The sequence below is a fragment of the Trichodesmium erythraeum IMS101 genome, from assembly GCF_000014265.1.
Lineage (GTDB): Bacteria > Cyanobacteriota > Cyanobacteriia > Cyanobacteriales > Microcoleaceae > Trichodesmium > Trichodesmium erythraeum.
On the sequence record NC_008312.1, the window covers coordinates 6,269,096 to 6,283,296 of the forward strand.

Genomic DNA, 14,201 nt, shown 5'->3' on the forward strand with positions numbered 1-14,201 from the left:
TTTGAATATAGCATAAAGCGATCGATCAAGACATACAAACCCGGCAACATACAATCAAAACCAAACAACAATAAGATTTTTTTCTATTGTATCAATAATTTGCTTCATAAAAACTAGCAGTTTTATCACTTTGATAAATTGGTTAATTTGAGCTTTTTTTTTGGGGGGGAGGGATAATTCAGCCTAATTCCAGTTCATTTTGATCAGCACATTAAGATTTGAAGCCTCTCATTTTAAGAGGAAAAAAAGTCTTTTCGAGAAACTGGAGGTACTAATAACTAGTAACTGAAATAACTTCCCTCCCAGCTAGATATATTGAAAAACCTAAGCAGAATTTTCAACTTTTTGTTGTGATTTATAGGTACTGATAATCCTGAATTTAATAATACTATAATTATCTAAATTCTGCTAGTTTTAATAATTCAGCGCGGATGCAACCTTTTTCCCATTTCCAATTAGGTAAAGATTTTTGAGGAATAAAAATTGCCCAAATCGAACCTTCTGGACTCTTATAAAAACCCGTAATTTTAGCTTCTACCACATTACTCCAGGGTGCTGATACTAAAATTTTATCTCCTGAGCTAAAGATTTTTCCGTGAGCATTGGTCGCTTGTTTTATAGATTCTTTTAACTTTGGTTTACTTAGTTTTCTTGGTCTTTGTAGTTTACTCGGTTGATTTATACTTTCTGTTCTTGATGAGGGTTTTTTTATTAGAGTAGGTTTTTGTGGTTTGGACTCAGTTTTTTCGCGCAGTGTCTTCTCAGCAGAATTAGCTTCAATTACCTGTTTTGGTCTCACAGGCCTGTTAATTGCTATGATTTCGTGACTCATCTACTTAACTCCATATATCTGATTTTAGCGATCTTTGCTATTTATGATAGTACTACTGAAATTTTGCTTTTGTGTTTAGTAGTCTTAACTATTACTCAGTTTTCCATATTACACTTTTTACCAGAATAAATTTATGTTCTCGAATAACATATTTTCTAGAATTAATCATTGAGAGCTATTCTGAAATTTCTAATCTTCAGTAGTTAAATCAGGAAATTTTGTTAGTTAAGATGTAACTATTTAGTTGTTAGCTATTAGCTATCAGTTATTGGGGATAGAAGCAGGTCAAAGTAATTGAGAGAAAGAATAAAAATTTACTCCCAAACTACCCTAAGGTAGGAGAATATCTGTAAATAAAATATTAAATCCTGGTTTAAGCTTGGTTAAGAGTACATTCCTTCCTTCGTTTAACTTAATAATCTCTGTAATTAGCACCTAACCCACCGAAACTTAGATTTTGAGTAGACCTTAATATATATTTTATAGATACTTTCTTAACTTCAGCAGTAGTTATTCATTATTTGACTACTGATGAATCTCAAGCCTGTTATTACAGAGGTATTTATTAAAGATGCTTTAACAATTTAACTTTTACCTGTTAATGGGAGTATTAAGGCTTAAAACGTAAGTATTCAGTGGTCAGCTATTAGCTATGAGTTATTAACTCATTATATTGGAGGGAGAAATTAGTCTCCCAGGAGAGTTAAAAAGTTATGTTTGCACAGCATGACTTTTGCTCCCCATTCCATTTGCTTCCCATTTGGGATGTTAGAAATGTTTGTTTGTTATGTAATTGGTCATCAGGTAACCTTAGTAGTTGCTTGGCAGTTATTCAAAAGCCCTTTAGCTGACTGAATGCATTGCTGAATGCTTACTTTAAAACTATTTTTTTGAGCAAATAATTTTCAAAGTATATCTACTAATTTTTTAAGCTTTATTTTTGGCTATTTTGATAATTTATAGATGTCGAAGATGAGTAAATTGTTTTATGGCATAAGATAGGTTGGTAAAATTAATTAGAAAATGGAGAAAAGATGGGAACAAGCAACAGTGTCTCCTCTAATCTTGCTCTTTTTTACCTGATGACTAACTTAAGGCTGTAAATTTATTTATACTCAACTACTTAATTAAAACCCTCCTCTTAAGAAGGAGGTTTTATCAATAAAGAAAGGCTCTAGCATAATGGTTAAAAATATTTTAGATGGACGCTATAAAATTATTAAAATTATTGAGTCCGAAGGACTTGCCCATACTTATCTAGCCCAAGATATCCGTCGTCCAGGAGCTGCAGAATGTTTTATTAAGCATTTACAGCCAAGTATTTCTGACCAAAAATTTCTGGAAATTATTCGCCGTAGATTTCAACAAGAAGCACAAATACTAGAAAAGCTATCTCAAAATAATCAAATTCCTAAACTACTTGCTTATTTTGAAGAAAACCAAGAATTTTATTTAGTTCAATCTTTTATTCCTGGTAAATCTTTGGATAATGAAATATTACCAGGTAGAGCTTTATCTGAAATCCAAATAATTAGAATTCTTATAGAAGTATTAGAAATTTTGGTGTTTGTACATAGAAATAATGTAATTCATCGAGATATTAAGCCTGCTAATTTAATTAGAAGAAAATTAGATAATAAGTTAGTTCTAATTGATTTTGGAGCTATTAAAGAAATTAATATTGCTCAACCAAGTCGAACTGCAAGGATTGGTACAATGGAATATATGCCAATTGAACAATTTGAATATAACCCACAATTAAATAGTGATATTTATGCTTTAGGAATGATGGGAATTCAGGGGATTACAGGGTTACCTAGTAGTGAATTATCTAAACTAAAATATCAGGAAAATGGCAATAAAAAAGAAATATTTTGGCGAAACCGAATAAATTGTTCTACAGCTTTAGCAGATGTTTTAGATAAGATGGTGCGCTATAATTATCGTGAACGTTATCAGTCAGCAACAGAAGTTATAGAGGATTTAAAGGAAATTCGCTATAATTTAAATAAAACTAGTAAAATAAAAGCTTATCAGGAAGAGGTTATTCGTCGCGCTAGTTATCGCGGAGATATTTCTCCTGCAGGGAGAGGAATTTTAGAGGCACTACGAGAAAATTTAGAACTCTCACAAGAAGAAACAGAAATAATAGAAGATGATATATTAAATCCTTACCGTAAATATCAGGAGAAAGGAAAAAAATATGAGCAAAGATTACGAGAGACTATTCAACAAGAATATCCCTTTACTAATGAAACTCTTGAGGAGTTGAAATATTTACAGCAAGTGTTAGGACTGACTCAGGAGGACGTAAAATTAATAGAAGATAGAGTAGTTCCTAAATCTCTATTTTTAAAGTTAAAAAAAACATTTATAAATAACTATCAAAGAGCCTCTATTAGCTGGTTATTAATTGTACGTTTTGTCACTATTACCATTTCAGTAATATTTGTTATTTATATATATATAAAACTTCAAAATGATTATAAGATACAGCAAGAGAAAATTTTAAGAAAAGAACAACAAGAAGTGGCGCAATTAAATTTATTGAGAAACTTATATAGAGAAAGAAATTATGAAGATTGCATCAGTAAAAATACTATAATTACCGAAAATTCTAGTGTTTTTTCTGAAGCCCAGGATATTTTACAAAAATGTAAACAAGGTAAAAATTGGGAAAATTATCAAGTAGAAGATTTCTCTCAATATTTAGCGGCCGTTAGTAGTGTTGTATTTAGTCCAGATGGAAAAATGCTAGCTACTGGTAGTAGAGAGACAACAGTAAAAATTTTAGAAATACCTACAGGAAAAGTTATCAACACATTTCCTGCTGATGATTCTATAATTTGGTCAGTTGCTTTTAATAGTGATGCTACTCAATTAGTTGCAGGTACTTATTATTGGAGGGTAATGATCTGGAATGTGCCAACAGTAGCAGAAGAACCATTTCAAATTTTTGAACATCGAGCACCTATTTGGTCAGTTGTTATGAGTCCTGATGATGAAATAGTTGCTAGTTCTAGTGGGGATAAAAGGGTTAAAGTTTGGAATTTAAAAACAGGTTCTTTGATTTTTAGTTTCCCCGATCACTCAGATACAATTTATTCTATTGATATTAGTTCTGATGGTAAAAAATTAGTTAGTGGTAGCGCAGATCAAACTATCAAAATTGAAGATTTAGATACGGGAGATTTAATTAATACATTAAATGGGCACACAGGAGCTATTAGGTCTGTTAAGATTACTCCAGATGGGAAAAAAATAGTTAGTGGTAGTTATGATACTACGGTTAAAATTTGGGATTTAAAAACAGGAAAGTTAATCAAAACTCTCTCTGGTCATACTGCTGAAGTTATATCTGTTGATATTAGTCGAGATGGTCGCTATATTGCTAGTGGCGGTAAGGATAATAACATTAAGGTATGGGATTTAGAAAAAGGAGAATTGTTGAATACTTTGACCGGACATACAGATGAAGTTTATACAGTTGCTTTTAGTCCTGATGGCAATAGTATTGCTAGTGGTGGTAAGGATAGAACTATTAAACTTTGGCAGAGATAGTTATATAGCCATGGGTAAGTCAAAAGGTTAAAAGTAATCTCTCTTATTAGATAGGTAGGGCAACAGAAAAGGCTTGGTTGCTGAAGCTTATCAATTTATTTTTCGAGCAACTCTGGGCAACTCTATTGCCATATATTTTCATACTTCTAGGTTTTAATTTAAGTTGTGGCTGAATTTTTTATACTAATTTCATAAACCATAACTGCTACAGCAACAATACCAGTGAAAATCATTAATCCCCCAGGCATCATTTTACGAGTTTTTGCTAAACGTATCATGAATGTAATGATTAGGATAGTTGTAATAATGGTAGAAAATGTGAGACCCCAATTTATGCCCATCAGTTGAATGATTCCGCTAATAATTAGTAGCAAGCCGCTTATACTACCAGATATTAAGGATATTTTGCTGCCTACTTTTGTGTATCCAATAATGCCTCCAATAATGGCTAACATACCATAGGCGATCGCTGCTATTATTGCAATATTTATAGTCATTTTTATGATCTTCCAAAAACTCAAACTAATTTATACAGCTTACTTGCGCAAATAGCTAGCTAATTTATTAAAAATTAATATTGCATCATTAAGGTTCAATAATTATTAAATTCTGATTAAAGCTAATTTATTTTTACTATTTAATAATATTTTTTTCAATATTTCTTAGCTTTAAATTATATATTAAGTAAATGTAAAAAAAAGTGGTTTATAATTGGAGCTCGTAAAATTTATTAGAGAATGATATACTATCTAAAAAATCAAAAAAAATAGTTATTTATTAGTAAGGCAATTATATTATTAACTATGTCTTATTTAGATTCTCCAGTGTTAGCCCAAATTAAAAGCTTACAACAGCAAATAGCATCTCTATTGTTGTATCAGTCGGTTTTACAAAAAACAGTGGGTGAAGCTTTTATTAAGTTACTAGAATCTTTGTCTAAAAATGATGGAGTTGCTATAGAATGCCTTCGAGCTTATGGTAACTGGTTTAGAACTATTGCTAGTCAAAATATTTCCTGGCAAGAATATCTAATTGATCGGATAATTCAGGATGATAATCCCTTTAGTCAACAAGTTCAAACAATCAATATTACTAACCTATCTCCTAATCTAATTGCAGCAGCAAAAAATGATTTGCAAATTTTACAAAATCTTTATAAGTGCAATAGTAAAACAATTGGTCAGTGGGTAAAAACAATAGCTAAATTAGAAAAACTTCCTATTACTTGGGAAGAAAAAATAGAAAGAAAAGAACCTATCTATCAAAAGTTCATAAAGTCAGAAAATTGGGCAGATTCTATTGAGGCTTTAGCTACTCATTATCGTGATTTTGGTATAGGTTTATTTGCTGAATCAATTGCTTTTGAATGGCGTAATGATCAACTATTAACTATTACTTATCCTGATCCAGTTAAATTAAAGGAACTAGTAGGATATGAATTCCAACGAGATACTTTAATTAAAAATACAGAATTTCTTCTGGCAGGATATCCAGCTCTTAATGTTTTACTTTATGGTAGTCGTGGTTCTGGGAAATCTTCCTTAGTAAAAGCTTTATTAAATGAGTATAGTCAGAGGAATCTCCGTTTAGTTGAAGTAGCTAAGTCTGACTTAAAAGAGCTACCATTAATTGTAGAAAAATTACGGAATGTTCCACAAAAATTTATTATCTTTGTTGATGACCTTTCTTTTGAAGAAGATGATGATACTTTTAAGGCTTTAAAAGTTGTTTTAGAAGGTAATTTAACTGCTAGACCAGCAAATGTGGTAGTTTATGCTACTTCAAATAGAAGGCATTTAATAAGAGAATTTTTTAATGATCGCCCTTCCCCAAAAGATAGTGATGAGGTGCATAATTGGGATACAGTTCAAGAAAAGCTTTCTTTTAGCGATCGCTTTGGTTTAACTTTAACTTTTGAACCTGCTAACCAAGATACCTATTTAAAAATTGTTAGACATCTAGCCAAGCAAGAAAAGGTAAATCTAAATCCTGAAGATTTAGATTATCAAGCCTTACAATGGGCAACTAGAAATAATGGTCGTTCTGGGCGAGGGGCGCGACAATTTATTGATTTTATCAAAGCTAATTTAGCAGTTTTTGAGAAGTGTTGAACAAGGATATAGGATGCAAGTGATAAGTTTTAGTTTCTATTAAATAGTGGTGGAAGTTGGAGGTGTTAAGTAAATTTTTTCATCTATAACCTACAGACTATTTCCTAAAATCTGGCACTAAATATCTTAGAAAAATCAGAGTTGAGTGAAAGTAAAAAAATTACTAATAAGGTAACTAAAACATGGGTATTTTTGAGCAAGAAAAAACAACAATACAAGCTACTGATATTAAACTTGAACCAGCAGAAGCTTTTGCAGCGATCGCTTTAATTACTGTAGCTGTAGATGATATTATTACTGAGAGTGAAAAACAAGGTATTAGTAATATTTTATCTCGAATGGAACTGTTTAGTAATTATTCAGAAGAACGTAAAAAAGAAATGTTAGACCGTCTGTTAGGTATAATTAAGAATAAAGAAATTAAGCCTTTATTTGATGCTGCAGTTGCTAAACTTCCTAAAGAGTTAAAGGAGACAGTGTTTGCTGTTAGTACAGATTTAGTTTTAGTAGATGGAAACCTTGCTGAAGAGGAAGAACAACTTCTGAATGAATTGTATAATGCTTTAGAAATTTCTGAAACAGTAGCTAATAATATTATTGATGTAATGATGATTAAAAATAAGGGTTAATCTTAGTTATCAATTTCAGTACCTCTGACGGAAGCTGGTTACTTGAAATATGAATATTCAAACCTATTAATTATAGGTACTTAGCCTCCTATTAGTATATCTAATTGAGAGTAATTGGCTATATTCTATGTTTTTTATCCTCACAATTCGATTTATTTCTATTAATGTCTTTTTACTATAGAAGAATAGTTCATTTTCAGGATACTGATGCTGCAGGTGTGGTTTATTTTGTTAATGTTTTAGCAATTTGCCATGAAGCTTACGAGGCATCTTTAGCAGCATTTGATATTAATTTGAAGGTTTTTTTTAGTAATCAAGAAATTGCTATTCCAATTATTCATGCTAATGTTGATTTTCGTCGTCCAATGTTTTGTGGGGATGAGTTAACTATTGAATTAATGCCTAAAACTTGGGGAGATGATGAGTTTGAAATTTCTTATCAAGTTTTTTTAAAAGAGGTAGGAAAAAAGTGGGCAGCGAGAGCTAGCACAAAGCACGTTTGTATTCATCCTCAAAGTAAAAGTAGGCAAAAATTATCTGATGAAATAAGGCGATGGTTATTGAGTTTTCAAACTTTCTAGTTTAGTAAAATTATGGAATAATAAAATTATGGATATATTGGAGTCTTTTTTTGATTTTATAAATCTCTTTAGGAAAAGATTTATAATTTTTTCCTGATAGTTGGTTTATTGGCAGCTTGTAATAATAAAGTTCTTATTTTTGCGATAGCTGCAGCTATTATCATATTTTTTCTTGCTATCATTTTTTATCCTTTTATCCAGAATATTCAGGAAACTGAGGTTTGGTTTATTGATATATGTGTACCTAATTTATTAGCATTTATACTAGGGTTTACTTTAGGGAAAAGATTTAAGTGAGTAGCAAAAATACTATTAATATAAATCAAGTAAAATCGAATAATTTGAATATATAAAACCATAAGATACCAGAATTTAATAGTGGTTAAATTCAGTCATATTAATTTAATAATTGAATCAGCATATCAAAAAATATTGATTTTTAATTGTTAATTACTGAAGGATTATAGGTTTATTGATGATTTAAAATTTACTAATAATATTCTATTTTTTTGAATGTCATATAATTAATTCTAACTATTTAAACATTTTAAAAGTACAAATATATTTCCAAATACTCAAAATATTAGTCTCGTATTCTCAAGTTTTAAATGTATTAGTTATAATAGCTGAACCAACTTTCATCTAGTTAAGAATAATAGAAGACTTTCACTAATCAAAAAAATTTGAATTTCATATAGATTAAATGTCAAGCAATACTTATGCCATAATTGGCAGTGGTGCACTAGGAGGTTTTTACGGTGCAAAACTACAAAAAGCAGGGTTAGAAGTTCATTTATTACTACATAGTGATTATCATCATGTTCTGGAAAATGGCATAGTTATAAAATCAAAACATGGAGATTTTAAACTATCTCAAGTTAATGCCTATAAAAATACTAATCAAATGCCAAAATGTGATGTAATTCTCATAGGATTAAAAACAACACAAAATAATTTATTAGCAAAATTTTTGCCTCCTTTATTAAAAGAAAATACTGTTGTTTTACTCTTGCAAACTGGCTTAAGTGCAGAACCATAAGTTGCCAAAATTGTTGGAAAAAAAGGTTAATAAGAGGAATATGTAATCTTGCCTGTAACAAATTAAGTTTTGGTTATATTCATCATATAGATGATAGTTCAATTAGAATTGGAAGATACGCCAGGAATTATCAACTTGCTCAAATTACTAATAAAATGCGCGAGATTACTCATGATTTTAAAATTTCTGGAGTTCCGGTTTATTTCACTGAAAATTTACTACTAGAAAGATGAAAAAAATTGGTTTGGAATATTTCTTATAACAGTTTTTCAGTAATTTTAGATGCTCGAACTGACGAAATTATCGGAAATGCTAATACGATAAATTTAGTAGTAGAAATAATGCAGGAAGTTTTAGAGGGAGCAAAAAGTTGTCAGCTTCAAATTCCAGATAATTATATTCAAAAAATGTTAGACCATACTGAAAAATTACAACCTTATTTAACTAGCATGAAAATTGACTATTAGCGACGACGACCTTTAGAAATAGAAGGAATTATTGGCAACCCTTTACGAATGGCAAGTAAGGCTGGTATGAAGTTATCAAAAATGGGAATGTTGTATCAACAATGAAAATTTATAGATGCTATAAATATACAGAAATTTTCAAGTTAAATAAAAATCAAATAATGTATATATTTAAACTTTTTTATATTTCATAAATTTGTTGAGAATAGTATTGAGAATATTTTTATATTTATAGTTGCTTTTGTTGTAGCATTTGATTATCTAAACTTTTCTGAAAATTATATTTGTAGGTACATTCCTATTTTGATGGTGACTGTTTTTCCGATATCTATTCATACAATATGAAGAAATCAAGCTATAGATAAACACCCTGAAACTTTTAAATATATTGCTTGTTTGTTGCCTATTTATGTAGCAAACTGAATCAACCTCCATACTTGAGAAAAGCTATATAATTCTAAAGCAGTATTACCTTTCTCTCCTAATAAACCTTTTGATAAAACCTTTTGATAAAATTTATATAATTATGTCTAAAAATATTGCCAAAATTGGAAATCAAACCCTCTTCTAATGCGGAAATGTTTGCTAAAAACTGGCATATTTTCCAGAAAATTATCAAAAATAATCACATGAGACATAAAGAAATGTATAATGTCTTACATCAGTTTATTCTCAATTATCTAGATAAATTATTTTCTTTTTTAGACCTGGGTTGTGGGGATTTATCAACTATAATACCTTGTCTTATCGACAGTGATATCTATAGTTATACTGGTGTTGATTTATCACTATAAGCATTGAAAATTGCCCAGGAAAATATTGCCGATTTTCCTTGGAAAAAAAATTAATTATAGGCAATATTAAATATGTATTTAGAGAGTTAATTAGTCTCTACTAAAAACTTAAAAATTGATATTGTTTTTTCCTTCTATACTATTCATCACTTAAGTATATTAGATAAGCAACTAATTAATGATATTTGGCAAATACTGAATCCTAATTCTTGTTTTATTTTAATTGATCTTTTTAGAGAAGAAGGAGAAACTCATGATTGCTATTTAGCAAAATATAAGCAAAATATTAGGAAAAATTGGTTTACCTTGACTAAGGATGAAATAGATATAACAGTTACACACATCAAAAATTGCAATTTTCCTGAAACAGAAAATACAATTATAAATCAAGTAAAAAAAAGCTGGTTTTAGTAAATATGAATTTATTTATCAAGACCAAGAACATGCTGGATATTTGTTAGTTTGTTATAAATAGGGTGAAAATAATTTAATACAGCAATTTTCATGATTAGTAAACTAAAGTTGTGACGGTGCATGGAACGTTCCTAGAGATTTTTGGTTTTGATAATGTGGTTTATCTATCTAAAAAGTGCTGTAACAGTTAGACCTATTCTCCTATTCTTTGAATAGCAAATTTTTTGAACAACTCTCAATAATTTTTCCTTCATAATTACGAGGTAAACTTTCTACTTTTAGCCAATATTTAGGCTGCTTAAATTTGCTCAATTTTTTATCAATAGCAGCGCACCAATTTTTCCTATAAACTTCAAAATAATTACCCACATTTATGAGAATTTACAACCTGATGCCAAATATTTATCTGCACATATTTTTGGTTTTGATAATGTGGTTTATGTATTTTAAAAGTGCTGTAATAGTTAGACCTATTCTCCTATTCTTTGAATAGCAATTTCTTTTAAAAACTCTCGATTAATTTTTCCTTGAGAATTACGAGGTAAACTTTCTACTCTTAGCCAATATTTAGGCTGCTTAAATTTGCTCAATTTTTTATCAATAGCAGCTAACAACTTTTCCTTAGAAACTTCAAAATAATTACCCACATAAACAGCAGTTACAACTTCACCCCAATATTTATCTGCTAAGCCAATTACACAAATATCATCAACTAAACCAGTTGTCAAAATAGCAGCTTCAACTTCTGCCGGAAAAACATTTTCCCCACCAGTAATAATTTTTTGACTACTACGACCTACTATTTTTAAGTAACCTTGATGATCAAAAAATCCTAAATCATCTGTTACTAGACTTTCATAATTATTAAATATATCAGGATAATACCCTAACGCCAAAGAATTAGCTTTAATGCTAATATTACCAATTTGATTTTGATATAATATTTTCCCACTTTCATTTTTCACAATAATTTTAGCGTGAGGTAATACTTGACCGTTACTATTATTTCCTGCCAAAAAATCTTGTGGTTTAAGAGTCGCAACTTGAGAAGCAGTTTCTGTCATTCCATAAGTTGGAGCTAATTTAATTTGATATTTTCTTGCAGCATCAAATAATTCTTCCCAAGCTGCGGAACCACCTAAAAGCACTATTTTAAAATTAGATAACCAGTTAGCTGTTTCTGCCTTTTGTAACAAATGGTGTAACTGAGTTGGTACTAGGGAAATGAAAAATTCATTGGGGTTAATATTCCATTCTTTTTGTTCTAAAATATCTTTATAGGATGGCAAAATTATTAAATTTCCCCCAGTAGTAAAGGAGCGTATAAACTGCATTAAACCACTGACATGATATAGGGGTAAAACACAAAATGAATTAATTTCTTGTACTTGGAAATATCCTTGGAAACCTCTTACAGATGACATTAAAGTTTCCCATGTATGAATAGCAAATTTAATTTTGCCAGATGAGCCACCAGTAGGAATCATAATCAAATTTTCCTCAGTAGTCAGAGTTTTTTTACAGGGGTTATCTCTAGACAAACTAGATATTTTTTCTAAAGACTTTTCGAGAGATTTATGGTTAAGAATATTTCCCAAAATCATGTCTGGTTCTACTAATTTTAAAACTTTTTCCCATTCTAGTTGTCCCCATTTTGGATTACATAAAAATACTTGACAATTAGCACCAACAGCAGCAAGAAAACTAGAAATAAATTCTGTTGGATTTGATTCTGATATTAATACTTTGCTAGGAGTTCTTGGATTTGCAATTTTGATTAAGTTTTTAATTTTTTTGTTCGTAAGATAAGAAAATTCGCTAGAGCTCAAAAAAGTTTTACTTCTTTTGACTTGGTATTTTTTTAGGTAGTTAAAGATTAGGTTCATAAATTAGTTATAGTATTAGTATTTTGCTGATAGTTTATGATTAATTTTATTGTAAAAAAGACTATAAAGTTTGACTACCTCCTGCAAATAAAGACTGAAAATTTATAATTATGGCTAAATTTTCTCTAAGACAAGAGTTGATATGTTCGGTCAAATTAGCTGGTAACTAAAATATTTCATTTCTGAAAAATATATAGATAAATTTTGACTATCTCCCGCAGATAAAGACTGAAAATTTATAATTATGGCTAAATTTTATCTGAGACAAGAGTTGATATGTTCGGTCAAATTAGCTGGTAACTAAAATATTTCATTTCTGAAAAATATATAGATAAATTTTGACTCCCTCCCGCAGATAAAGACATAAATTTTTGAGTTTTGGCTTAATTTTCTATATCTGCATCAAAAAAGTGGGTGATACCAAAACCAAAAGCACGGTTTTTTCTTAAGTTTGGTTGTAATTTTGTGGCAAGCTGCAATGATGCTTTTCTAGCAATTTTTGTTTCAAATACTGAAGAAAAAACTGCATCAATGAGATAATTTTGACAAAAGTTACAGAGATCAATACGGGAACCAAAAATAGCAGGTTTAATTACGAATATTCCTTGCCAACCTTGTTGATAATATTGTTGCATTTTGCTGAGGTTAGCAACAGATTCATCTAAGGCAATAGGGGTAGAATAGAAATTACTTAAATCCAACATTTCGATAAATTTATCAACAGGTAAAGGTTGCTCAAGTAACTCAATTATATTGATATTTTCGCATATTTCTAACCATTGTTTTGCTTCTTCAAAATTTAATCCTCCATTGGCATCCAATCTTAAATTTATTCCGGTAGGGAGTTCTTTAACTAACTGCTGAAATATCTTTATTTCTGTTTGAATTTGATCAAGTCCAATTTTCCATTTGAAAGTGCGGTATCCTTTTTGCCAAAGTTGCTGCCAAGTTTCTAAAGCTGCTTTTCCTGCTGGTAATAGAGCACTGTAAAATTTCGGGTTTAATTCTTCTTTTTCCTGTACTTGTACTTCTTGAAAATTTTCCCAAGCTGACTCAAAGCCAAATTTACAACTAGGTAAATTATCGGGAATAGAAAAAATAGTTTCTGTTGTAATTTTTGGTGGTAACTGGTGACAAAAATCTAAAGCTTCCGACAAAGTTTCCGAACCAAAAAAACTTAAAGGTGCAATTTCACCTAAACCTATTTCTCCAGTTTTATTGGTTAGTTTTAAAATTATTCCTTCTCTAATACGCCAAATACCATGACTTGTTTTTAAAGGTTGTTTGAAGTTCCGTTTATAGGGAAAAATTTTTAGTTTATAATGCATATTTTTTTTGTAAGATTTTCTGGAAAAACTTAACTTTCTTACATTTTTATTGGTAAGTATTTGGCTTTTCCTGGGTCATGTTGTGCAAATATAACTTTTAATTATCCTTGAATATTAATTCCTCCTTCCAAGATAATGAGTTGACAACTCATAGCTGGTAATATAATTCCTCTGTAAGAGATTAGTTTACAGGTGAATACTTATCTTTATTGCAGTATAAGGAAATAATTTATAGTATTTTAATCATATCTAATACATCTATAAAATGTGTATTTTTACTATTTGATTAATTTACTTAAATATCATATTCATCCTTGATTTAAAATTTAAGACCTAATTTTAAATACTATTTTCATTATCCTCTATTCTGATAATTATAGAACTATTTATCAATATAAATAAATGCAGTTTTTCCTAGCTATTTGTTGATAAAAAAAACTGCTAAATATACATTTGCTAAATTTAAATTTATTCAAAACAATCGATATTTTAATAACAGTAACTATCCTAATTATTTAGATAACTGATATTTATCAATTCTCTGAATTTTAACTTTTAT

General features: G+C 29.6%; 10 protein-coding genes and 1 pseudogene. 7 read left to right on the forward strand and 4 right to left on the reverse strand.

Going from position 1 to position 14,201, the window contains the following annotated elements:
- Positions 1–394: 394 nt before the first annotated feature.
- Positions 395–832, reverse strand: coding sequence for a hypothetical protein (locus tag TERY_RS25745; protein WP_011613401.1), 438 nt, complete (start codon positions 830–832; stop codon positions 395–397).
- A gap of 1,182 nt (positions 833–2,014) precedes the next feature.
- Between TERY_RS25745 and TERY_RS19510 the strand changes: the two genes are divergently transcribed.
- The gene (locus TERY_RS19510) at positions 2,015–4,393 is read left to right on the forward strand and encodes a protein kinase domain-containing protein (protein ID WP_011613402.1); all 2,379 of its coding nucleotides are present in this window, start codon (positions 2,015–2,017) and stop codon (positions 4,391–4,393) included.
- A gap of 158 nt (positions 4,394–4,551) precedes the next feature.
- On the opposite strand, the gene TERY_RS19515 is transcribed toward TERY_RS19510, so the two are convergent.
- The gene (locus tag TERY_RS19515; RefSeq protein ID WP_011613403.1) at positions 4,552–4,890 is read right to left on the reverse strand and encodes a TMEM14 family protein; all 339 of its coding nucleotides are present in this window, start codon (positions 4,888–4,890) and stop codon (positions 4,552–4,554) included.
- 306 nt (positions 4,891–5,196) lie between these two features.
- Between TERY_RS19515 and TERY_RS19520 the strand changes: the two genes are divergently transcribed.
- From TERY_RS19520 to TERY_RS19545, 6 genes and pseudogenes are all read left to right on the forward strand, one after another.
- Positions 5,197–6,504, forward strand: a complete 1,308-nt coding sequence (locus TERY_RS19520) for a DUF815 domain-containing protein (RefSeq protein ID WP_011613404.1) — start codon at positions 5,197–5,199, stop codon at positions 6,502–6,504.
- 182 nt (positions 6,505–6,686) lie between these two features.
- A complete protein-coding gene (locus TERY_RS19525; RefSeq protein WP_011613405.1) occupies positions 6,687–7,133 on the forward strand; it encodes a tellurite resistance TerB family protein in 447 nt (148 codons plus the stop codon).
- Positions 7,134–7,297: 164 nt separating this feature from the next.
- Positions 7,298–7,714, forward strand: a complete 417-nt coding sequence (locus tag TERY_RS19530) for an acyl-CoA thioesterase (RefSeq protein WP_011613406.1) — start codon at positions 7,298–7,300, stop codon at positions 7,712–7,714.
- Positions 7,715–8,417: 703 nt separating this feature from the next.
- On the forward strand, positions 8,418–8,753 hold the full coding sequence (locus tag TERY_RS37485) for a 2-dehydropantoate 2-reductase N-terminal domain-containing protein (protein ID WP_370495901.1): 336 nt from the start codon (positions 8,418–8,420) through the stop codon (positions 8,751–8,753).
- Between the two features lie 239 nt (positions 8,754–8,992).
- Positions 8,993–9,325: pseudogene (locus TERY_RS37490) on the forward strand (ketopantoate reductase C-terminal domain-containing protein).
- A 443-nt stretch (positions 9,326–9,768) separates the two neighbouring features.
- Complete coding sequence (locus TERY_RS19545; RefSeq protein WP_155994513.1) at positions 9,769–10,014, forward strand: hypothetical protein; 246 nt, start codon at positions 9,769–9,771, stop codon at positions 10,012–10,014.
- 884 nt (positions 10,015–10,898) lie between these two features.
- Here TERY_RS19545 and TERY_RS19550 read toward each other — a convergent pair.
- The gene (locus tag TERY_RS19550; RefSeq protein ID WP_011613408.1) at positions 10,899–12,314 is read right to left on the reverse strand and encodes an AMP-binding protein; all 1,416 of its coding nucleotides are present in this window, start codon (positions 12,312–12,314) and stop codon (positions 10,899–10,901) included.
- A gap of 383 nt (positions 12,315–12,697) precedes the next feature.
- Complete coding sequence (locus TERY_RS19555) at positions 12,698–13,642, reverse strand: o-succinylbenzoate synthase (RefSeq protein WP_011613409.1); 945 nt, start codon at positions 13,640–13,642, stop codon at positions 12,698–12,700.
- Positions 13,643–14,201 lie beyond the last annotated feature (559 nt).